We start from the raw sequence: 21,049 nt of genomic DNA, 5'->3' as shown, positions 1-21,049 counted from the left end.
TATTTTGGCTGATTTAAAAGTTGCGCTAGTTGGAAATCCGAATACCGGAAAGTCTACCTTATTTAACCTTCTAACAGGATTAAATCAAAAAATTGGAAATTTCCCTGGAATTACCGTTGATAAAAAGACCGGTTTTTGCAAATTGCCTTCGGGTAAAATTGCCGAGATCATTGACTTGCCGGGAACTTATTCGCTATACCCCAAAAGTAAGGATGAAAGTATTGTTTTCCAGGTACTAGCCGACAAAAATAACAGTAGCCACCCCGATGTAATTGTACTGGTGGCCGATTCTACCAATTTACGCCGCAACCTGTTGTTGTTTTCGCAGGTAGCCGATTTGGGCATCCCAATGTTACTGGTACTTAACATGGCTGATATGGCCCGAAAAGAGGGGATCAGCATTGACATTGATAAGCTGTCGGAGCGACTTGGAGTACAAGTGGTCAACATTTCAGCCCGAAAGGCTGAAGGTTTGGATACCTTAAAGCAGGCGATTGCGCAAACCACTTCCTTGGCTACACAAACCAGTAGTATCGAAGCCAAAAGCTTTGCCCCCGAAGCCGTAGAGGCCATTAAACAAAAAATAGGCACCAATAACGATTACTATGCCCTGCAAGTGCTGCACCAACATGAGCACCTGGCATTTTTTACAGACAAGGAACAGGAGGAAATTGAAGCCATTGAAATAGGTAATGGTTTTGACACGGTAAAGCTACAAGGCGACGAAACCGTGGCCAGATACCGGCATTTGGGCAAAATTTTAAGTGATGTTGTTGTAGATACCGGTGCTAAAAGGAAGTTTACGTTTACCGATCAAATCGACGCCGTACTTACGCACAAGATTTGGGGCTTCGTGATCTTCTTTCTTATCCTTTTTTTCATTTTCAATGCCATTTTTTCATGGTCTTCGGTACCCATGGATTTAATTGAAGGCGGCTTTGCCTGGCTTACAGAAAAAGGGCATGAACATTTGCCGCCAGGCGTGTTAACCGACCTGCTGATGGATGGGGTGGTAGCTGGTTTAGGAGGTATCGTGATCTTTATCCCGCAAATTGCCATCCTTTTTGCACTGATATCCATTTTGGAAGATACTGGTTATATGGCCAGGGTAACCTTTATGATGGATAAGGTCATGCGCAAGTTTGGTTTAAGTGGTAAATCCGTAGTGCCCATGATTGGTGGCATAGCCTGTGCGGTGCCTTCTATCATGAGTGCCCGTAATATCGAAAGCTGGAAAGATAGGATCATTACCATTATGGTTACGCCCCTGGTAAGCTGTTCAGCCAGATTGCCGGTTTATACCCTGTTGATTTCTTTGGTGGTGCCCGATGAAAAAGTGTGGGGCCTGTTTAACCTACAGGGATTAACCCTGATGGCGATGTACTTCATCAGCATCGTTGCGGCTGTTTTGGTTGCGGCGGTTTTTAAGTTCATCATTAAGGCTAAAGAGCGTTCCTATTTCATTATGGAACTGCCGGTATACCGTATGCCTCGTTGGAAAAACGTATTATTTACGATGTACGAGAAATCAAAAACATTTGTGCTGGAAGCAGGTAAGGTCATCATCGCTATTTCCATCATTCTGTGGGTAATGTCTACCTACGGGCCGGCCAAACGTTTTGAAGCCATTGATGCCAAATATGACCGTATCGAAGCAACCTCTGCCGATACAGTGCAACTGGCTTCCCTGGAGCGCGATAGAGCCGCTGAAAAGCTAGAAAACTCTTACGCCGGTTTATTGGGGCAAACCATTGAGCCAATGATTAAGCCATTAGGTTATGATTGGAAAATTGGTATTGCTTTAATCACGTCTTTTGCGGCCCGAGAAGCTTTTGTAGGCACTATGGCAACCATTTATAGTGTTGAGGGCGCTGATGATGACGGCGGAGAAATGCGCTTGCGGGACAAAATTGGCGCAGCTAAAGATCCTCAAACAGGTTTGCCGATATTCACTTTTGCCACCGCCTTTTCGCTGATGCTGTTTTATGCCTTTGCTATGCAGTGTATGAGCACCGTGGCTGTCGTTTATCGCGAAACAAAGTCGTGGAAGTGGCCGGTCATCCAGCTGGTTTATATGACGGCGATGGCCTATGTGGCCGCACTTATGGCCTACCAGCTTTTAAAGTAAATTGCTATATTGGCCAATGTAAACGCATTAGCTTAACGAGTATCATCAAATATCTGTTAGGGCTGTATCATACAACCGATTTCTTCCATGGATAAAAAAGAAGTGTTAGCGCAATATATGCCACCTGCCGCCGCACCTATTATTGCTAAATGGATTGATTACTTTCAATGCGAATTTAAGATATCCAAAAACCGGAGGAGTAAACTAGGCGATTATCGTCATCCGTTTAAGGGGAGTGGCCATAAAATATCCGTTAACAACAATTTAAACCCCTACGCCTTTTTGGTTACCACGGTGCACGAGTTTGCACACCTTCTTACTTGGAACGACCATAAAAATAAGGTGAAGCCGCACGGCGCAGAGTGGAAGAGCAATTTCAAAAGGATGATGAAGCCTTTTTTTGATTTGGAGATTTTTCCGGCTGATGTAAACCAAGGGATTGTGGCCTATCTGAATAATCCGGCGGCCTCCAGCTGTACCGATCTAACATTGGCCCGTGCCCTGAAAAAATATGACGTACAGGAAGAAACCCTGCATGTGGAGCAGCTGCCCATCCATAGTACCTTCACGTTAAAAGACGGTCGTAAATTCCAAAAGGGAGATCAGATCAGAAAACGATATCGGTGCACTTGTTTGGATAATGGGAGGGTTTATCTTTTTAATCCCTTGGCAGAAGTTTATGCTGAATAAGCTACCTGTCTGGCAAAATTGGCTTCTTTGTCTTTTTGTGCTTTAATTAGCCTAAGCGTGGTAGGATTGTTCAGGTAGTGGTCGTATTCCATGCACAAAATGAGGTAGTGCAGTTCAAAACCATAAAAAACAGCAATTAGTTTAGCGGTATCAAGCCTTAACATGGTTTTGTCTTGCTCCAATTTGGAATACGCAGACCTTTCCAGATTCAAAAATGTGGCAATGTTTTCTTGTGTTACTCCTTTGTATTGTCTTAGCTTCCTTAAGATTTTACCAACATTCATAAAAGCGTCTTTGTAGTAAATCAACTAAATATACAACTTCATCGATACACAAAATGTGAAAAAAAGTCACATTTTCTCGTTAAGTGCTATAAATGGATAATTTTATGCCGTAGACCATCATCTAATAACGCTCATTACAGGCCCTCATCATTTAACTTAACGCTCTCTTTAGGTAAATGTTACGGGTCCTTTCTATTTAAGATATTAAGGTGGTAAAAATGATATCGGAAAATCTAGCTTAATAAGACAATAATTTTACAATTGTTTGTGCTAATCGGGCCTTTGCCAAAAAATCATCCTCCAAAACCTTGCACATTGGAATAGCGGTGTCCAAACTTGCGCACCGCATTACTGGAGCATCCAAGTATTCAAAGCAATGCTCACTGATCCAGGCTGAAATTTCGGCTCCAAAGCCACCAATAAGGGTGTCCTCGTGTAAAATCAGTACTTTCCCGGTAGCTTTCACTGCTGCGGCCACCGTTGCTTTGTCCCAAGGCTGTAAGCTCACTAAATCCACCAACGTTGCCGAAATCTGGGGATTTTCCTTCAGGTAATCCAAAGCCCAGTGCACACCAAGACCATAGGTAATGATAGAAAGCTGTTGCCCTTCCGTCAACAGATTTGCTTTTCCTATTTCCATCGTGTAAAAACCTTCTGGAACCAGGCCGCTTAAGCTCCTGTATAAATACTTATGTTCAAAATAAATCACCGGATTGGGATCTTCAATGGCTGCCAGTAGTAATCCCTTGGCATCATGAGGAAATGCCGGATAAACAACCTTTAAACCTGGAGTTTTGGTAAACCAAGCCTCATTGCTTTGCGAATGGAAAGGGCCGGCACCGGTACCGGCACCCGTAGGCATTCTCACCACCACGTCGGCTTTTTCTCCCCAGCGATAATGTGTTTTGGCAAGATTGTTTACAATTTGGTTGAAGCCCACGCTCACAAAATCGGCAAATTGCATTTCTACCATTGCTTTGTAGCCATTAATAGAAAGTCCCAAGCCGGCACCAACAATGGCCGATTCGCAAATAGGTGTATTACGCACCCTTGCTTTGCCAAATTCAGCTACAAAACCTTCGGTAATTTTAAATGCACCACCATACTCGGCAATGTCTTGGCCCATCAGCACCAAATTATGGTGCCGTTGCATGGCTATCCTTAGTGCATCGGTAATGGAATCTAAGTACCTTTTTTCTGAGGCGGCGGCAGCTGGAGGAAATGCCGGTGTATCATAAGGAGCATACATGTCATCTAATTCATGTGCGGCATTGGCCTGAGGTTCTTCCGCGGCAAAGGCTTCTTCAACTTCACGATCTATCTGCTTCTTCAACTCCTTTCTAATTTCGCTGATGGTATTTTCAGTGAGGATATACTGCTCCAAAAGATATTCCTCAAAATTGCGGAGCGGATCTTTTTTCGACCACTCATCAAAAAGCTCTTGTGGCACGTATTTGGTGCCCGATGCTTCTTCGTGGCCACGCATCCTGAACGTTAAACACTCCACCAGTACCGGCCGGGGATTTTCCCTGATATCCCGAGCCAGCTCAGATAGCCTATCATAAACCTCTAAAATATTGTTGCCATCCAACTGCACGCCTTCAATGCCGTAGCCTACAGCCCTATCTACCAAATGCTTGCATCGATATTGCTCGTTAATAGGGGTTGAAAGGCCATAGCCGTTGTTTTCGATCAGGAAAATAACCGGAAGGTTCCAAACAGCGGCCACGTTGATGGCCTCATGGAAATCGCCTTCGCTGGTAGCGCCTTCGCCAGTAAAAACCAGTGTAGCCTTGGGCTGGTTACCTATTAAATCAGCTAGGGCAATGCCATCGGCCAAGGCCATTTGAGGCCCTAAATGGGAAATCATACCTATAATTTTGTATTCCTGTGTGCCAAAATGGAACGACCGGTCCCGGCCTTTGGTAAAGCCATTAAGTTTGCCCTGCCACTGGGCCATTAGCTTTTTTAAGCTGATGCCCCTGGTAGTGAAAACACCAAGGTTGCGGTGCATGGGCAAAATATATTCGTTGTTTTGCATGGCCAAAGTACTGCCCACCGCAATGGCCTCCTGTCCAATGCCCGAAAACCATTTACCTATTCGGCCTTGTCTAAGCAAAATCAGCATTTTCTCTTCAATTAAGCGTGGGAAAAGTAAATGCCTGTAGATGGATAGGAGCTCCGAATCGGTTTTTTGCTTTCTGTCGAACTGCATAAGGTTGATATTGGTTTGCAGTAAATATAGCAATTAAGTTGCCAGCGATGGAATGCAAATCTTAGTTTTTAAGTTTGGGATTTTGTGGTTAAAAACTTGCCGCTAATAAAGGAACGGTGAGGCTAAGAAAGCAAAGGAAACTAAAGGGAACCCAGTTCTTTTTCCTGCTTTTTCTGATGTTCTTCCCAGCGTTTGGCAAAAGATTTGGGCGCTATTTCGGGCATTTCCCGATATTTTCCCCAACCTTTCCTGAAAAAGGTTTTGAGAAAAAAGTTCTTCATCTTACCACTGAAAAAATCCATAAATGAGCGCTTCTTCATGCCCTTTTTCCAAATATCCCAGCCCATGTTTTCGGTGGTGGTGTTTTCGTTGGCCGCTGCCGCATCTCTGCGGTTAAGCAGCAACATTTTATGGATATCAATTTTTGCCGGGCAAACTTCAGAACATTTTCCGCACAGGCTCGAAGCATAGCTTAGGTGCTTAAACTCTTTCATGCCCTTAAAATGTGGGGTAATGATAGCGCCAATGGGGCCGCTATAAGTGGTATTATAAGTATGGCCGCCAATATTTTTGTAAACAGGACAGGCATTTAAACAAGCCCCGCAACGGATACAGTACAAAGCTTGGCGCTGTTCCTTTTGCGCCAACAGGTTGGTGCGGCCGTTGTCCAACAAAATCACATACATTTCTTCGGGGCCGTCAGTTTCGTTGGCCTGCCTTGGGCCGCTTAAAATGGTATTGTAAACGGTAAGGTTTTGTCCAGTGCCATGGCTGGCAAGCAGGGGCCAAAATAAATCCAGGTCGGTAATGGAGGGCACCAATTTTTCGATACCAACAATGGCAATATGTACCTTGGGAAAGGTGGTTGTCAGTCTGGCGTTGCCTTCATTTTCGGTAAGAGCAATGCTTCCCGTGTCGGCAATCAGGAAATTGCCTCCGGTAATGCCAATATCTGCCGTTAAATATTTCTCCCTAAGCAGTTCACGGGCTTTTTGGGTAAGCTGCTCGGGCGTAGCATCCAGGGGTGTTCCAAATTTCTCGTGAAATAGCTTGGCAATATCTTCCTTGCTCAGGTGCATGGCAGGTGTTACAATGTGGTACGGTGCCTGCCCCAGTAACTGCACAATATATTCGCCCAAATCGCTTTCCAACGATTCGATGTCGTGCTTTTCCAGAAACTCGTTCAAATGAATCTCCTCGGTCGTCATCGATTTGGATTTGATGACACTTTTACCTCCCGCACGTTGGATAATCTGTAAAATTTCCCTTTGCGCCTCGGCAGCATCATTGGCCCAAATCACCTTGCCGCCACGTTTCTGGAAATTCGATTCAAACTCAGGTAAAAGTTTGTCCAAATTTTCCATCACCCGCCATTTGGTAACGTGCGCCCTACGTTTTGATACCTCTAAATTTTCAAATTTCGACAAGCCACGAGCCACCGCCACGTTATACTTCCCAATATTATAGTTAATGGTGTTACGGTGCGGAACATCGAAGGCCTTTTCATCGGCTTTTAATAAAAATTCTTCGGCAGTATTCATCAGTGCTCAAATATAGGCAAATAGGCTAGGGCTTTAAAATTTAACGAGCGGATGTTGATATAATTATGCCAACTAACCAGCGTTCATGCCAATTTGTTTTTGATTTTTTGAAAAGCAGTGGCCCTGCTGCATCGGTAACGGCAGTCCTGCACTCCGCTGCAAGTCCTCCCCAAGCCAAGCTTGGGATGCGGGCTTTCCGCTACGTTCAGGTTTATTTTGGCCACCCCCGCAGGTTTTAAAACCTGCGGGGGCGCTGTTGGTGCTCGTAGGGCTACTTCAGGTTGTCAATTTCCTGCATGTAGGCCAAATAAGCTTGCTTATAGTTCAGTTCCTTGTTTTCTGTTTTGGAAATAAATAGCAGGAAATCATCCAGGTCGGCCTCGGTAAAGCCTAGTTTCCTGAAAAGAACTTGGTCATTGGCCCAGTTTTGGGGGTTAACCTTTACCAGGGCCATTTGCTTATAAAGTATTATGCCCTTTCTAAACTCGGTATATCCTATGCCGCCTTTAAAAGTTTGGATGGCATTAATTAATGTTTTATATGTTACCGCCGAGTCAACTTTGGTTTCGATGAGCACCGCATATAAAATTTGCGGTTTTAAGATTTCCAGGTCAATGCTGTCTAGCTGTACATATCTTTTGATCAAGTTGATGTCTTCCAGAAAAAGTGAATCGGTATGTTTTAAGCGGCTTTTCAGAAAGTTGGGCGCTTTGGAAAGCAGCGGCTGATTGGCGGGTTTTTCTTGCGCATAGGAGCTAAGGCTCAGCAATAGCATTAAAAAGGAGGCCCATAAATGGTAGGTTTTTTTGTTTTTCATTAAAGCAAAGGTAGGGTTTTGCTGGCCAGACTTTGCGAAGTTTTTAAAACTTCGCAAAGTCTGGCGGCTATTGTGCGTGTTTTATGTGGTTAATTTGGCGCTGGTTTTGGGTTATTTGTGTTGAACCGGTATATATTGTATAGGCCATAGATATTTGACCTTTGTAGGTTGGCTTACCAACGGAGTGATGCCGGGTGTTGAATAGACCCGATGGTAGTGGAAACCCCGCAGGCAAGCGAAGCGCAGGCGAGGAGTTGAAATGAACAGCGGGGCAGGTGGGGCATAGTAGCTTTGTAACTGCTCTACTAAAACAAAAAAATCCCGCTAGGCAACCTAACGGGATGATATTTTGGAAATTTACCTTAATTTGTTTTCGGTGTTCCGTCTTCGTTTTTATTTACTACCGGGCGTTTTTCGGCATTGGCCAGCTCCCAGGCAGTGTAGTAAACCAATTGTGCTCTTTTAGCCAACATTGGGAAATCAATTTTGCTCACCTCGTCGCCCGGTTGGTGGTAATCTTTGTGTACGCCGTTGAAATAGAAAATAACCGGAATGCCGAACTTGGCAAAGTTGTAATGGTCTGAGCGGTAGTAGAATTGGTTGGGGTCTGTACGGTTATTGTACTTTTCATCCAAAACAATGTTTACATAATCAGCATTTGCCTTTTTGCCAATCCTGTCCAAATCGTCGCTCAGCATGTTGGAGCCAATGATATAAACAAAGTTGTTGTCGCCCGGACGACCATCGTCGCCGCGGCCAATCATATCAATGTTTAGGTTGGTGATGGTATTGGCTATCGGGAAAACAGGGTTTTCCGAGTACCATTCTGAGCCTAATAGGCCTTTTTCTTCGCCTACTACTGTCATGAATAAGATGCTGCGTTTAGGGCCTTTTCCTGCTTTTTTGGCTTTGGCAAATGCCTCTGCAAGCATTAAAACGCCCGTTGTTCCAGAACCGTCATCATCAGCGCCATTGTTTACCTTGTCTGGAGCATTGGGGTTGAGTTCTAAACCGATGTGGTCATAATGGCCGGTTACTACGAGCACTTCGTGTTTTAACTTGGCGTCAGAACCTTCTAAAAAGCCTAATACGTTTTCACCACGGTGCTCTACTTCTTTCTTTTGGGCATTTGCCACTATGGAAACATTGATTGCTTGCGATGCTGGTTTGCCGGTTTCGCTAATTTTTTTGGCCACAGCTTCTACGGTGGTATTTGCAGCTTTGAAAATTTCGTTAGCCACCGCTGGTGAAATGGTGATGGAGGTGTAAGTTATTGGCTTTTGCAAGGCTTTTGCTGTAGCCTCGTTTTTTAGCATGATGCGGCCATTAGCGGCAGCAGCTTTTTCGTAGTCAGGAACGTTATCAAAGTTTACGTTGATTAATAGAATTGCCTTTGCCTTATTTTTAACTAGGTTTCCTATCATTTTTGCCCTGGCTTGCATGGCAGCTCGAGGGTTTTGGGCCTGTCCTTCAGGGGCTTTGGCCGTTGGATCTCCAGCGGAGAAAACCATCACCACTTTGCCTTCTACATTAACGCCTTCTAAATCGTTGTAGCCTTCTTTGGTTAAGCCATAGCCCGCAAAAACAATCTCGTTTGCACTTAGGTTAAGTCCGTTCATGCCTACGCTGCTGTTGGCAATAATAAAGTCTTTTGCGGCTTGTGGTTTTCCGTTAATGCTTAGCGCACTTTGGGTGATATCATAAGTTACTAAGCCTACTTTTTGGAAATATGGATCGGCGCTGCCTTTAACCGGGCCCGTTAATCCAAAGCTTTGGAATTGCTTTTTGATATAATCTGCGGCCATCCAAGCGCCTTTTTTACCAGTTTCACGGCCTTCGTATTCATCAGAAGCTAAGATAGATAAATGCTGGTAGGCTCTATCCTTGTTTACCGGCGCACTAAATTTGATGGCATTTTTATCTTGCGCCATTGCACCAAAACTGAGCGCCAGCGCCAGCGAGGTGTATACAAACTTTTTATTCATTTTTGTTAGTTAAGGTTGTTTTTTAATTGTTAGCACGATATTTTGTTCACTCTGTTGGCATGCCTGCCGCCTTCAAACGGTGTTTGTAGAAATGCAGTAACCATTTCTTTAGCTAATTCAGAGGAAACAAAACGTGCTGGAATGCAGATGACATTGGCATTGTTGTGCTGTCTGGAAAGTTTAGCAATATCTGTTAGCCAAGCTACAGCGGCTCTAATCCCTTGGTGTTTATTGGCCGTAATGGCTACGCCCTGGGCGCTTCCACATACCAAAATCCCGAAATCAGCCTCGCCTTTTTCAACGCTGCTTGCCACTGGATGAGCAAAATCCGGGTAATCCACCGAGTCTAGTGAGTGGGTGCCAAAATCTGTCACCTGGTAATCAGCCAAAAAAGCTTTTAAAATTTCCTTGTACTCAAAGCCAGCGTGGTCCGCCCCGATGGCTATTTTAATTGAATTTGTTGCAGACATATCCAAATGTATATAGAATTATAAATATGGCAGGTAAATATTTTGTTGTACAACTTAATGGGCACCAGGCCTATTCTTTTTTCCTGCTCCTTTTTTTTGCGTTGGTTATTTGTTGCTATAAAACGCCAACTCTGCCTTTTTCTTTTTCTTCTCAATATTAGCCGAGATTAAAATACTCAACTCGTACAATAAGAAAAGTGGGAAAGCGACAATTAACATGGTATAAGGATCCGCAGTTGGCGTTACCACAGCGGCCACTACCAAAATTAATACGGCAGCGTACCTTCTGGTTGAACGCATAAACTTAGGGGTCATTATACCTAGTTTAGATAGGATATAAATGATTACCGGTAATTGGAAGATAATGCCCGAGCCCAGGGTTAATGTTAAAACCGTAGATAGGTACGACGAAATGGTAAAAGTGTTTTCGATGCTGGAATCTACCGTGTAGTTGATTAAAAAGTTGATAGATAAAGGACAGATAATGTAATAGCCGAACAATAAACCTATGGCAAAAAGAAATGAGGCAAAAGCCACAAAACCACTTGCCGATTTGCGCTCGTTTTCCAACAGGGCGGGTTTAATGAACAGCCAAATTTCGAACAGCAGATAGGGAACTCCCAAAATTACCCCAGCCATGATACAGGAGTTCATTTGCAGGGTAAACTGCCCTGACATTTCGGTATTGATGATTTTGGCATGGATTTCCCGGATACAGAACTCCTGCCCTATGGAAGGAAATGCCTCCACCAGTTTGCACATCATGCGGTAGGTCCAAAAATCGGCGTTTTTTGGTGCCATAATTACACTGTGCCAAATAAAATCTGTAAAGTAAAATGCCAAACAAACAAAAACTGTAATGACCGCCAAGGCCCTTAATAAATGTTTGCGCAATACATCTAAATGATCAAAAAAAGACATTTCTGCCTCTAGGTTCTTCCCTTTATTCTTTATCGAATCGATTAAATCTTTGGCCTTGTTGCTACTCATTTGAACTATTTGAAAACAAAAATACCATTCTATTTGATTAGAATGGTATCGATATTGTAATTAACTTTTGAATTAACGCTTGTAGGCGGTTTAAATTTCATTTAAAGAAGCACCAAATGGATCGCATGCCGCTCTTTGCCGCTAAATAAGTCGCATGGCATTGGGTCTAAACTCTGCCGGTAGCAATAAGCACATGGCTTATCAACGGTTTTTATTCGATGAAGAAATTTTTGCTGAGCGGCCCAATTTTGATTTTAAACTCGCCAGGCTCTATTACTGAGCGATTGTTCAGGTGGGTAAACGAAAAATCTTTTTGGTCAAGTTTAAAGGTTACCGTTTTTTTCTCCCCGGGTTTGAGGCTAATTTTCTCAAAACCTCTCAGCCTTTTCGAATCGGGCGTTAGCGTAGCATATAAATCGCTTAAGTAAAGTTCTACCACTTCTTTTCCTTCTCTGTTGCCTGTATTGCTTACCTCTACCGATATGGTTAACTCTTGGTTGGCCCTAATTTTTTCGGCGCTCAATTTTAGGTTCTCAAATTTGAACGTGGTATAGCTCAGGCCAAAACCAAATTCGTATTGTGGGTTATACTCGGCATCGTAGTTGTAAACGCCTTCCATCACTGTCCGGTTTTCGGCGGGCTTATGGTTATAGCCTACCAATGAATTTGGATATTTGGGATAATTGTAGGGCAATTTTCCTGAAGGGTTAACGTCGCCAAATAGGATATCAGCTAAGGCATCGCCGCCAAAGTTGCCGGGCAAATAGGTTTGTAAAATAGCGGCCATTTGCGGTTCAAATTTGCTGATTAACCTTGGCCTGCCCTCGTTAAGTACCAAAATAACCGGTTTGCCCGTGGCGCCTAATTTCAGGGCCAATTCCGTTTGTAGCTCCGAAATGTATAGATCGCTCAAGTTTCCAGGACTTTCGGTGTAGGAGTTTTCGCCCAGGCAAAGCACTATGGCATCGGCATCTTGCGCAGCTTTTACCGCCTTTTCGATGCCGTTTTCAAACTCTTCATAATATTTGCCATCCATTTTGTAAGTTACGCCTTCTACAAAGGACACCTGCGCTGAACCCGCTTTTTGGGTAAGTGCCTCCAAAATAGTATGATACTTGCCTGCAAACTCTGCTACTTTTTCACCCTGCCAAGAGTAAGTCCAGCCGCCATTTAACGTGCGCATTGAATTGGCATTGGGGCCGGCAACCAATAACTTGGTGCCTTTTTTAAGCGGTAGTAATGCGTTGGTGTTTTTTAATAGTGTAATAGATTCGGCAGCTGTTTGGTAGGCGGCTTGCTCAAATTCCTTGCTTCCAAATTTGGGGTATTGCTTTAGGTCGTAAACAGCTTTTTCAAACAAACCCAGTTTGTATTTCAAGGTGAGGATATGGGTAACGGCGTCGTTAATCCTGGTTTCTTTTACTTTACCCTCCTTAACAAGCGCAACAAGGTTGTCGCAAAACCTCTCATAGTCGTAGGCAATCATCGACATGTCGATGCCTGCGTTGATGGCCAGCATAATGGCTTCCTTATGGTCTTTAGCTACACGATCTCTGGTATGTAGGTTTTCGATATCTCCCCAATCCGTAACAATTAAGCCTTTAAAGCCCAGTTCTTCCCTTAAAAGTTTGGTTAAAAGCTGGTAATTGGCATGGACAGGCACGCCATTAATGATGCCCGAATTGATCATAATGCTATGTGCTCCAGCTTCGATAGCTGCTTTAAAGGGCGGTAGGTGGTAATCTCTCAGCACATGGTCAGGAATGTAGGCAGGGGTTCTATCTTTCCCCGATACGGATACCTGATACCCTACAAAATGTTTTAAGCATGAGGCCACTCGGTACGGATCGGCAACATTGCTGCCTTCAAAACCTTTCACCATTTGCAGCCCAAGTTCGGTAATGAGATAGGGGTCTTCCCCAAAAGTTTCCCATTGGCGGGGAAAGCGTGGGTCTGGTGCCAAATCTAAAACCGGCGAGAAGTTCCATGGAATGGCACTTGCCCTGGTTTCGTAGGCGGTAATTTCCGCACCTTTGTAAACCAGCGCCCGGTTACGGGTGGCAGCCTGGCCAATCTGTTGCGGAAACATGGTCGCATCGGCCGTGTAGGTAGTGCCATGTACCGCATCGATACCGTATAATACCGGAATGTTTAGGCGGCCTTTGCCCGTTTCCTGTATTTTATTGATGATTTGATGCCAAACTTCGCGGGTACGGGCTCTATTGTTGGCCGTGTTCAGTACCGAGCCAACTTTGTATTTTACCAGGGCATGTTCCAGCTGTTGCTCATTGAGCGTAACAGGCTCAAAACTGCTGTACCTGTCCTTGCCATTGGTAATAACGTCCATGGTAATTTGCGCCATTTGACCTACTTTTTCCTCCAAGGTCATTTTGGACAGAAGGGTTTTTACTTTTTGGTCAATGGTTGCATCGGTTTGTTTTTGGGCTGCCGAAAATAGCGACAGCGCAAGCAATGGAATGGTAAGGAGTCTTTTTTTCATTTCTAATTCCTACGTGGATGAGTGGTTTTAATTGGTGTGTTGATGATATGCAAGCCTAAAAAATGCACGAAAATATCCCAGAAGGATTCACGATTATATTTGGTTGCTTTAAGTCCAAATATCCACCAAAATACTTCAAAAGCCGAGAAACCTACTTTCTCAAAACCACTACAGGCCTTAAAAAAGATGAAAACTGCTAAACCAAATGAGGTGTAAGGCCTTTAGCAAAAAGCAAGCCGCTAAAAACGTCCTTTCAAACAAGATTGGGCCATGCGCAAGGGCAGGTAACAAAGCTAAAAGGGGTTGTTTTTTATCGCATAGCGAAGCGATACCAGCCCGGTTTCATAGGTTTTGCTTTCCAGCAAGGTGAGTTGAGTGCGGTGCTCTTGCTCCTGAAAAAGTAATTTGCCACCGCCCAGTAAAATGGGATGTACAGATAGCCATAGCTCGTCCACCAATCCTGCTTTCATGAAAGATTGGGTAAGGGCCGCGCCCCCATAAAGCCAAATATCCTTGCCTGGTAACTCTTTTAGCTTGCGGGCCTGTTCAAGGGTGTTTGTGGAGAGGAGTACCGCATTTTCTTTAACTGCTTTGAGCGTCGAAGAGAATACATATTCCGTTAACATTGGCATGCCGGGAATGGTTTCGCCCTGGTTTTGTTGGGCGTATTGTTCGGCTATCTCATAGCTTTTACGTCCAATGAACATGGCGTCTATTCGTTCAAAAAACGTATTTAAACCATAATCTTGATCGGTAAAACACCAATCATATTCGCCGTTGGGGCCTTCAATGTAGCCATCTAAGGTAATGGCCAGGCCCAAAATTAGTTTTCGCATATCTTAAAATTTAAGGCACAAAAATGGACAGGTTTAGGAATAATCCATTGTACAAAACGGACATCAATATAAAATATGCTGGGAACGGACAATTTCTCGGGGTGTATAGCCTGCGTATGTTTGATAATCTCGTATAAAATGGGCCTGATCGAAATAGCCGCTTTTGTAGGCAATTTGCGTTAAGGGTATTTGTGGATAGTTTATTAACTGTTTTAACGAGGCGATAAATCGGTTAACTTTTAAATACTCCTTTGGAGATAGGCCAATATATTGGTTAAATTTTCTGGCCAGATGCCGCTGGCCATAACCCGTTATTTGGTAAAGTTTGGCCAGGCTGATTTCGGTAGGACTTTGCGCTATAATTTCGAGGCAACGTGTTAAAGCCAAATCTTGTCTGCAGTGGTGCAACTGTTGGAGCAGATATTGTTGGACAATGGCTACCCGAGCGAAGTTGTCGTTTAATTTGGCCAGTTGCTCCTCTAACTCCGCAATAGGGTAGCCCCAAACTTCATCTAAAGCTAAAGAAGCGTTGCTCAGTATATCCATGGAATGCTTAAAAAATGGATAGGCTAGCCCGGCTTTAAAGCAAACAGCAATGCAGCCCGAACCCTTGCGCATTTGTACGGCTGTGGGTGTGCTCATACGTGAACTGACCATGCTTTTTTGGTGCAGCTGTTGGTCAATAATGGCAACGGGTACTTCTGTATAGCTGATAAATAGTTCTACGCAAGCATCGGGCAGTACGTGCACCTGGCGGGTATCGGTTGCCTCGTTGCAGTCCATTGTGCAAATAAGCTTTACATAGGGCTGCAGGTTTGCATGAATGGGATACAAGTGTAGATACATGTTGCCTTGATTAGATCGCCAGGGTTACAAAGGTAGGTATTTGCGGAGTATCGACGGGGTTTTGTAGAGATTTTGGAGCACTATTTTTGCCTTGATAGACAGTGTTTTTACAAAAACCAGGATCGCTTTCTGATTTTTTTTCTAAATTCAACTTCTAGAGTAGCGCAATCCATCAAACAATATTAGCAAATTCCCCAGTGGCGAGTAGATGACAACAATGCATCATGAAGTTGATTTATGGCAAAAAGTGTGTAAAGGAGATGTAGAGGCCTTTAATACACTTTTTAGGGCTCAGTATAAATCATTATGTATTGGTGCGCTAGTATTACTAAAAGATCAGGAACGGGCAGAAGATGTGGTGCAGGATGTTTTTTTGAAAGTGTGGGCCAAAAGAGAAGAACTAGGGAATATTACCAATATTTCCGGTTATCTGTACACTTCGGTAAAAAATGCCTGCCTTGACGAGCTGAGAAAGTTGAAGTTTACCGATGATATTGTTGAGCTGGAAATTAGCGACGATGCTGCAGATCCTTTCCACTCGGTGAGGCTGAAAGAACTCAACCAACAGCTGCAATTTGCTTCACAAGGCTTGCCCGCACAATGCCGGGAAATTTTTGAACGTGTTTACCTCGAAGGGAAAAAATATCAAGAAGTTGCTGATGAACTTGGCGTAAGTATAAATACCGTTAAAACCCAATTAAAACGTGCCCTGGCTAAAATGAGGCACGTGATGGAAAAATATCGATAACTTGTCACCCGAAAAGCAAACCCTAACGTCTTACTGATTAAAAGAAAAATTATTGGAACCGTTAAACGAACAGATCGAAGAGCTGATAGCTGATAAACTCAGTGGTCAGATAGCACCTGAGAACGATGAATTGCTAGCGCAGTTGATTCGTACAGACGAATCTGTTCGGCAGCAATGGGAGGCATCGGTAGCACTGCTTTCCCTTTATCGTGCATCAAAAAAAGCGGAACATATCAACGAGCAGCGGGCCTGGGATAAGCTTAGGGCAAAAATGCCGTTGAACGAAGAAACCCCTGTCAAGAAACTTAAACCATCAAACTATAAATGGTTCGCAGCGGCGGCTATACTGATTCCGCTGCTGCTTACTGCGTTATGGTTTGGCCTGTTGCGCAGTAACGTAAAATTTAACGAGCGGCATGCCAAAAATGCTGAGCGCATTAAAGTTATTTTGGCTGATGGTACCACCTATATCCTGGATGGAAATAAAGATGTTACTGCCGGAGAGCTCAAGTTTGGCGCACAATCGGCACAGCGTACGGGCCAAAACGGCACCCAACGAAAGAACCAGATCATCACTTTAGCGATTCCTGAGGGGAAAACCTATGCCTTGGTGTTGGATGATGGCACCTCCGTTAAAATCAACAGTGCCTCAACCTTCAAATTCCCCATGTTTTTTGAAGGCCATAGCAGAGAAGTTCAATTGGATGGCGAAGCCTATTTTGAGGTAACCAAACGAAATCATCAGCCTTTTGTGGTAAAAACCCATGAAATGGACGTGAAAGTGCTGGGAACCAAATTTAACGTAAACACTTACCCAGGCAATGATGCACAAGCATCTTTGGTGGAGGGTAGCGTGGCGGTAAGTGACCACACCACCAAAGAACTGCTCATAAAGCCAGGACAGGCGGCCATTAAAGGTAGCTCAAATATCATTAGGGTAGAGGCCTTTTCGGCCGACCAAATATTGTCATGGCTGCACGGAACGTACTACTTTAACAACATGACCTTGCGTGACATCGTTAATATTACCAATAGGGCAACGGGCGAAGATCTGTACATCACGGATTCTAAAATTGCCAATTATCGATTTTCTGGAGCACTGCAAACCGGCAAACCAATTAAGGTATTGCTGGAAAATATCAAATCATCCTCCTCTGTGGTCCAATATCAAATCAAGGATGGTAAAATAGAACTATACTAAGTGTTTAAAAAGCATACTTTTTTGCGCTGATTTTCATTTTTTCTATTGTTTTTTTGTGTTTTAGGGGTGTTTTTTAGAAAAATAAAAAAAATGTCACCCTGTTTTGGGTTTGTTTCGTCTCTATGTAAACAACCAACAACCTAAATATGTGCAATTCTGAATTTGACACGTTAAGGGGCGGGAAAACCCGTGCCTTTAATGTGGATATCGGGCACTTTTGTGTCCTGAGCTTGCTCTTTTTGCTTTTCAGTTCAAAAGTGATGGCTTTTCAAAGTAAAACACTTACTTTTTCTGGTAAAGAGGTGTCTTTGCTTAATGTTTTTGAGGAGATAAAAAAACAAACTGGAACCATCGTTTTTTACAGTAACGAACTTTTAAACGACAAGGAAAAAGTAACCGTTGATTTCAAGAACGCCTCCTTGGGCAGCGTGATGACCGAGCTGCTCAAGAACAAACCGTTGATTTACCAGTTTTCAGATGACTATATCCTGATTAAAAAGAAACCGATTACAGCACCAAACCAAAAAGCGGGTGTGGTAAAGCCACAAAACCCTGCCGCACAGGATACCTTGGCCACCCTCACTGGAAAGGTCATGAACAACGCCACCATGATGGGGATTGCAGGAGTTTCGGTGACCAACATCCATAGAAATATTACCGTTGTCAGTGATGGCGTGGGAATGTTTAGGATCAAGGGAAAAGAAGGCGATTCGGTACGTTTTAACTTTATTGGTATGCTGCCCGTAAAACAGCCCTTTCAAAAAGAAGAATTACAGATGGTGCTGCTTTCCAGTAAAGTGGAAGAAATGAAGGAAGTGGTTATTACCGGTTACCAAGTGGTAGATAAACGCACCTTTACGGGCTCGGTAGGGAAGGTGGATACCAAACTTTTAGCCACCGCCGCCACTTCAGATGTTGGAAAGGCACTACAGGGAGCGGTAGCAGGCGTTGCGGTTGAAAACTCCAGCGGTACTTTTGGAACCAAATCCAAGATCAGGATCAGAGGGAACTCCTCCATCAGTGGTAACCAAGAACCGCTGTGGGTGGTAGATGGGATTGTGCTTGACGATCCCGTTAACGTTAATCCCAATCAACTTTATTCTGGCGATGCCGCCACCATGTTAAGCTCGGCCATTAGTGGCATCAACCCTGATGATATTGAAGACATACAAATCCTTAAAGATGCCTCAGCTACGGCAATGTATGGTACGCAGGCAGTTAACGGCGTAATTGTAGTTACCACCAAAAGGGGCAAAATAGGCAGCCCCGTGGTGAGCTACAAGAACACTTTTTCGATAGGGATTAAGCCCAGCATTACACAGTTCAATGTGATGAACTCCAAAGAGCGTATGGAGTTTTCCGAGGAAATGTATGCCAAAAACCTGATTGATTTCACCAACATGAACCAAACCTATGGCGCTTACGGAAAATTGCTGAACCAGCTTTCAAAAAAGGAAATTGATTGGAGCGGCTTTTACGATGGCATCCAAAGGGCAAAAACCTATAATACCGATTGGTTTGATGTGCTGTTTCGCAACTCACTTACGCAGGAACACAGCTTGGGGATAAGCTCTGGAACCGAAAAAGCACAATATTATACCTCGGCCAGCTACTTTAGAGATGGCGGGCAAACCAAGGGGCAATATACCGATAGATATACCGCCAACCTTAGGGCCAATTACAACTTGTCGGACAAATTTACCTTAACGGCTTCACTTTATGCCTCCGCCCGAAACCAGCGCATGTTTGGCGCCTACAACTCTACCGAAAGTGTGGCCGGTATTGTGGAACGCGATTTTGATATCAATCCCTACACTTATGCCCGTACCACCAGCAGGGCCATGCGTCCCTATGCTGAAGATGGTTCGCTGGAATTTTATCAAACCAACTTCGCTCCCTTTAACATTATCCACGAGCTGGAAAACAACTTTATCGATATCAAGGCAAGGGAAATCAAATTTCAGTTGGATGGTAAGTGGGATATTGCCAAAAGGCTGACCTATTTGGGAATTGTTTCCGGGCGGATGACCTCGGCCTACAGTGAGCATATTGCCACCGAAAAATCTAACGTTGCCGAAAGCTACAGGGCCATGGGCAGCCTGTCCATCCGCTCCCTTAATCCTTGGCTTTATAATGATCCCTATGACGATAGCCAATATCCGATCTCGGTTTTGCCCCGAGGAGGTATCGTAATTACCGATAATACACTGGCGGATTTTTATACCGTGAGGAACTCGTTAAACTGGAAACCAATCATTGCCCAAAAACATAGTTTTGACCTCTTGGGCGGTACCGAGCTAAGACACCGCAAATACTACACAGATTATTATAAGGGCTATGGTTTTGATTATAACCGAGGCATGACTGCAAGCCCCGATTATCGTGCTATCCAGAGAGATCTATTATCCACCGGAGGCTCACCATATTATGGAAAGGGGCAAAGCGTATCGCACGAAGCTTCTTTTTTTGCCAACCTGGCCTATACCTACAACCACAAGTATAACCTCACCCTGTCTCTCAGGGCCGACGGTTCCAACCGTTTGGGTGCCTCGGAGCGGTTCAGGTTTTTGCCTATATGGGTGGCTGGCGCCAGTTGGAATGCCGTGGACGAGAATTTTTTGAAAGACATTAAATGGCTGAACAACCTAAAGCTAAGAGCTTCTTATGGCATGCGTGGTAACATCAGCGGCCTGGGCAGCCCTGAGCTGTTGGCCTATTATGGTACCACTGTACGTTTTGATCCAAACACGGTAGAAAACTCTATTGTTATATCTGCGCCAGATAACCCAACCATGCAATGGGAAAAGGAAAAAATGGGCAATGTGGCCGTGGAACTGGGCGTGTTTGAACGTTTCAGCGCCACTTTGGAATACTATTTCCGCAAAAACTACGATTTAATTGGCAACCTCGAAGTATCAAGAGTGAGCGGTTTCCAACGTAAAACGATGAACTGGGCCGACATGAAGAACCAAGGTTTTGAAGTTACGCTAAATACCCATAACATTAAGCAAAAGAATTTCGACTGGAATACCATCTTCACCTTTGGCTATAACAAAAACACGGTAACCCGTATGTCCAATTCCAATACCACCGTGCTACAGGCTACCGTTGATAAGGGCAGCCCAGCGGTTGGATATCCGGTAAATGGTTTGTATTCTTTCCGCTTTGCGGGATTAGATCAGGAAGGGCTTCCCCAATTTTACAATGTCAGGAACGAAGCCACCTATCGGATCACCAAATATTACCGCACGCTGAGCATTTTGGACTATGAAGGTAGCAGAGATCCTTTGGGCTCGGGCGGTTTAACCAACAGTTTCAGGTATAAAAATTTGAGCCTTTCGTTTTTGTTTACCTACGCATACGGGAACAAAATCAGGCTAAATCCATTTTTCCAACGCTACTATAGCGATGTAGAAGCTCTTGATGCATCGTTGGCCCAGCGTTGGACCGCACCCGGACAGGAAGCCTATACCAATGTGCCCCGAATTATCGAAGCCGAAACCAGGAGCAGGTTGCTACAGGAAAATGCAGATCCCTTTACCTTTTATAACCGTAGCAATATCAGGGTGGCCAACGGTTCATTCGTTCGTTTAAAAAATGTGATGCTCAGCTACAACGTGCCCAATAGCTTGAGTAAAAGAATTGGACTGAAGAGTCTGCAGATTAACGGGCAGGCCCAAAACCTGATTCTTTGGGCTGATCCGAAACTGAATGGCCAGGATCCAGAAGCGCTGGTGTCTGGTGTTTCTATTCCTGCCGCTACTACCTACACCTTGGGTTTAAGTGTTAATTTTTAAG

Annotated in this window: 15 protein-coding genes; 5 read left to right on the top strand and 10 right to left on the bottom strand. The window is 44.1% G+C overall.

The window, feature by feature from the left end:
• The first annotated feature begins 1 nt into the window (after position 1).
• Positions 2-2,128, top strand: coding sequence for a ferrous iron transport protein B (feoB, locus tag DUT71_RS18490; protein ID WP_113664035.1), 2,127 nt, complete (start codon positions 2-4; stop codon positions 2,126-2,128).
• A gap of 87 nt (positions 2,129-2,215) precedes the next feature.
• Complete coding sequence (locus tag DUT71_RS18485; protein ID WP_113664034.1) at positions 2,216-2,818, top strand: SprT-like domain-containing protein; 603 nt, start codon at positions 2,216-2,218, stop codon at positions 2,816-2,818.
• Here the strand turns inward: DUT71_RS18485 and DUT71_RS18480 are convergent.
• From DUT71_RS18480 to DUT71_RS18435, 10 genes are all read right to left on the bottom strand, one after another.
• A complete protein-coding gene (locus DUT71_RS18480) occupies positions 2,806-3,102 on the bottom strand; it encodes a helix-turn-helix domain-containing protein (protein ID WP_162796117.1) in 297 nt (98 codons plus the stop codon). The two genes, DUT71_RS18485 and DUT71_RS18480, sit on opposite strands and share 13 nt — an antisense overlap.
• 238 nt (positions 3,103-3,340) lie before the next feature.
• Positions 3,341-5,317, bottom strand: coding sequence for an alpha-ketoacid dehydrogenase subunit alpha/beta (locus DUT71_RS18475; RefSeq protein ID WP_113664064.1), 1,977 nt, complete (start codon positions 5,315-5,317; stop codon positions 3,341-3,343).
• A gap of 140 nt (positions 5,318-5,457) precedes the next feature.
• Complete coding sequence (locus tag DUT71_RS18470) at positions 5,458-6,861, bottom strand: LutB/LldF family L-lactate oxidation iron-sulfur protein (RefSeq protein WP_113664032.1); 1,404 nt, start codon at positions 6,859-6,861, stop codon at positions 5,458-5,460.
• 268 nt (positions 6,862-7,129) lie between these two features.
• On the bottom strand, positions 7,130-7,675 hold the full coding sequence (locus DUT71_RS18465) for a hypothetical protein (protein ID WP_113664031.1): 546 nt from the start codon (positions 7,673-7,675) through the stop codon (positions 7,130-7,132).
• A gap of 362 nt (positions 7,676-8,037) precedes the next feature.
• On the bottom strand, positions 8,038-9,660 hold the full coding sequence (locus tag DUT71_RS18460) for a M28 family peptidase (RefSeq protein WP_113664030.1): 1,623 nt from the start codon (positions 9,658-9,660) through the stop codon (positions 8,038-8,040).
• A gap of 29 nt (positions 9,661-9,689) precedes the next feature.
• The gene (gene rpiB, locus DUT71_RS18455; protein ID WP_113664029.1) at positions 9,690-10,130 is read right to left on the bottom strand and encodes a ribose 5-phosphate isomerase B; all 441 of its coding nucleotides are present in this window, start codon (positions 10,128-10,130) and stop codon (positions 9,690-9,692) included.
• 105 nt (positions 10,131-10,235) lie between these two features.
• The gene (tatC, locus tag DUT71_RS18450) at positions 10,236-11,120 is read right to left on the bottom strand and encodes a twin-arginine translocase subunit TatC (RefSeq protein WP_113664028.1); all 885 of its coding nucleotides are present in this window, start codon (positions 11,118-11,120) and stop codon (positions 10,236-10,238) included.
• A gap of 211 nt (positions 11,121-11,331) precedes the next feature.
• The gene (locus DUT71_RS18445) at positions 11,332-13,620 is read right to left on the bottom strand and encodes a glycoside hydrolase family 3 N-terminal domain-containing protein (RefSeq protein ID WP_113664027.1); all 2,289 of its coding nucleotides are present in this window, start codon (positions 13,618-13,620) and stop codon (positions 11,332-11,334) included.
• Positions 13,621-13,913: 293 nt separating this feature from the next.
• Positions 13,914-14,456 (bottom strand): dihydrofolate reductase family protein, encoded by a 543-nt coding sequence (locus tag DUT71_RS18440; RefSeq protein ID WP_113664026.1) that lies wholly within the window; start codon positions 14,454-14,456, stop codon positions 13,914-13,916.
• A gap of 63 nt (positions 14,457-14,519) precedes the next feature.
• Positions 14,520-15,302: a helix-turn-helix domain-containing protein gene (locus tag DUT71_RS18435; protein WP_113664025.1), complete on the bottom strand. Its 783-nt coding sequence runs from the start codon at positions 15,300-15,302 to the stop codon at positions 14,520-14,522.
• 208 nt (positions 15,303-15,510) lie between these two features.
• On the opposite strand from DUT71_RS18435, the gene DUT71_RS18430 reads away from it, so the two are divergent.
• From DUT71_RS18430 to DUT71_RS18420, 3 genes are all read left to right on the top strand, one after another.
• On the top strand, positions 15,511-16,050 hold the full coding sequence (locus DUT71_RS18430) for an RNA polymerase sigma-70 factor (RefSeq protein ID WP_113664024.1): 540 nt from the start codon (positions 15,511-15,513) through the stop codon (positions 16,048-16,050).
• Between the two features lie 52 nt (positions 16,051-16,102).
• Positions 16,103-17,251, top strand: coding sequence for a FecR domain-containing protein (locus DUT71_RS18425; RefSeq protein WP_113664023.1), 1,149 nt, complete (start codon positions 16,103-16,105; stop codon positions 17,249-17,251).
• Positions 17,252-17,397: 146 nt separating this feature from the next.
• On the top strand, positions 17,398-21,048 hold the full coding sequence (locus DUT71_RS18420) for a SusC/RagA family TonB-linked outer membrane protein (RefSeq protein WP_113664022.1): 3,651 nt from the start codon (positions 17,398-17,400) through the stop codon (positions 21,046-21,048).
• Position 21,049 lies beyond the last annotated feature (1 nt).

Origin of the sequence: Pedobacter nanyangensis (genome assembly GCF_003313505.1) — a bacterium.
In the GTDB taxonomy this organism is placed as follows: Bacteria; Bacteroidota; Bacteroidia; order Sphingobacteriales; family Sphingobacteriaceae; genus Pedobacter; species Pedobacter nanyangensis.
This window is presented reverse-complemented; position numbering and strand designations above follow the sequence as displayed.

Bases quoted from the DNA above. Each gene is read 5' to 3' on its own strand.
- DUT71_RS18485 (WP_113664034.1), top strand. From the start codon at position 2,216: ATGGATAAAAAAGAAGTGTTAGCGCAATATATGCCACCTGCCGCCGCA.
- DUT71_RS18480 (WP_162796117.1), bottom strand. From the start codon at position 3,102: ATGAATGTTGGTAAAATCTTAAGGAAGCTAAGACAATACAAAGGAGTA.
- DUT71_RS18475 (WP_113664064.1), bottom strand. From the start codon at position 5,317: ATGCAGTTCGACAGAAAGCAAAAAACCGATTCGGAGCTCCTATCCATC.
- DUT71_RS18465 (WP_113664031.1), bottom strand. From the start codon at position 7,675: ATGAAAAACAAAAAAACCTACCATTTATGGGCCTCCTTTTTAATGCTA.
- DUT71_RS18460 (WP_113664030.1), bottom strand. From the start codon at position 9,660: ATGAATAAAAAGTTTGTATACACCTCGCTGGCGCTGGCGCTCAGTTTT.
- rpiB (WP_113664029.1), bottom strand. From the start codon at position 10,130: ATGTCTGCAACAAATTCAATTAAAATAGCCATCGGGGCGGACCACGCT.
- tatC (WP_113664028.1), bottom strand. From the start codon at position 11,120: ATGAGTAGCAACAAGGCCAAAGATTTAATCGATTCGATAAAGAATAAA.
- DUT71_RS18445 (WP_113664027.1), bottom strand. From the start codon at position 13,620: ATGAAAAAAAGACTCCTTACCATTCCATTGCTTGCGCTGTCGCTATTT.
- DUT71_RS18440 (WP_113664026.1), bottom strand. From the start codon at position 14,456: ATGCGAAAACTAATTTTGGGCCTGGCCATTACCTTAGATGGCTACATT.
- DUT71_RS18435 (WP_113664025.1), bottom strand. From the start codon at position 15,302: ATGTATCTACACTTGTATCCCATTCATGCAAACCTGCAGCCCTATGTA.
- DUT71_RS18430 (WP_113664024.1), top strand. From the start codon at position 15,511: ATGACAACAATGCATCATGAAGTTGATTTATGGCAAAAAGTGTGTAAA.
- DUT71_RS18420 (WP_113664022.1), top strand. From the start codon at position 17,398: ATGTGCAATTCTGAATTTGACACGTTAAGGGGCGGGAAAACCCGTGCC.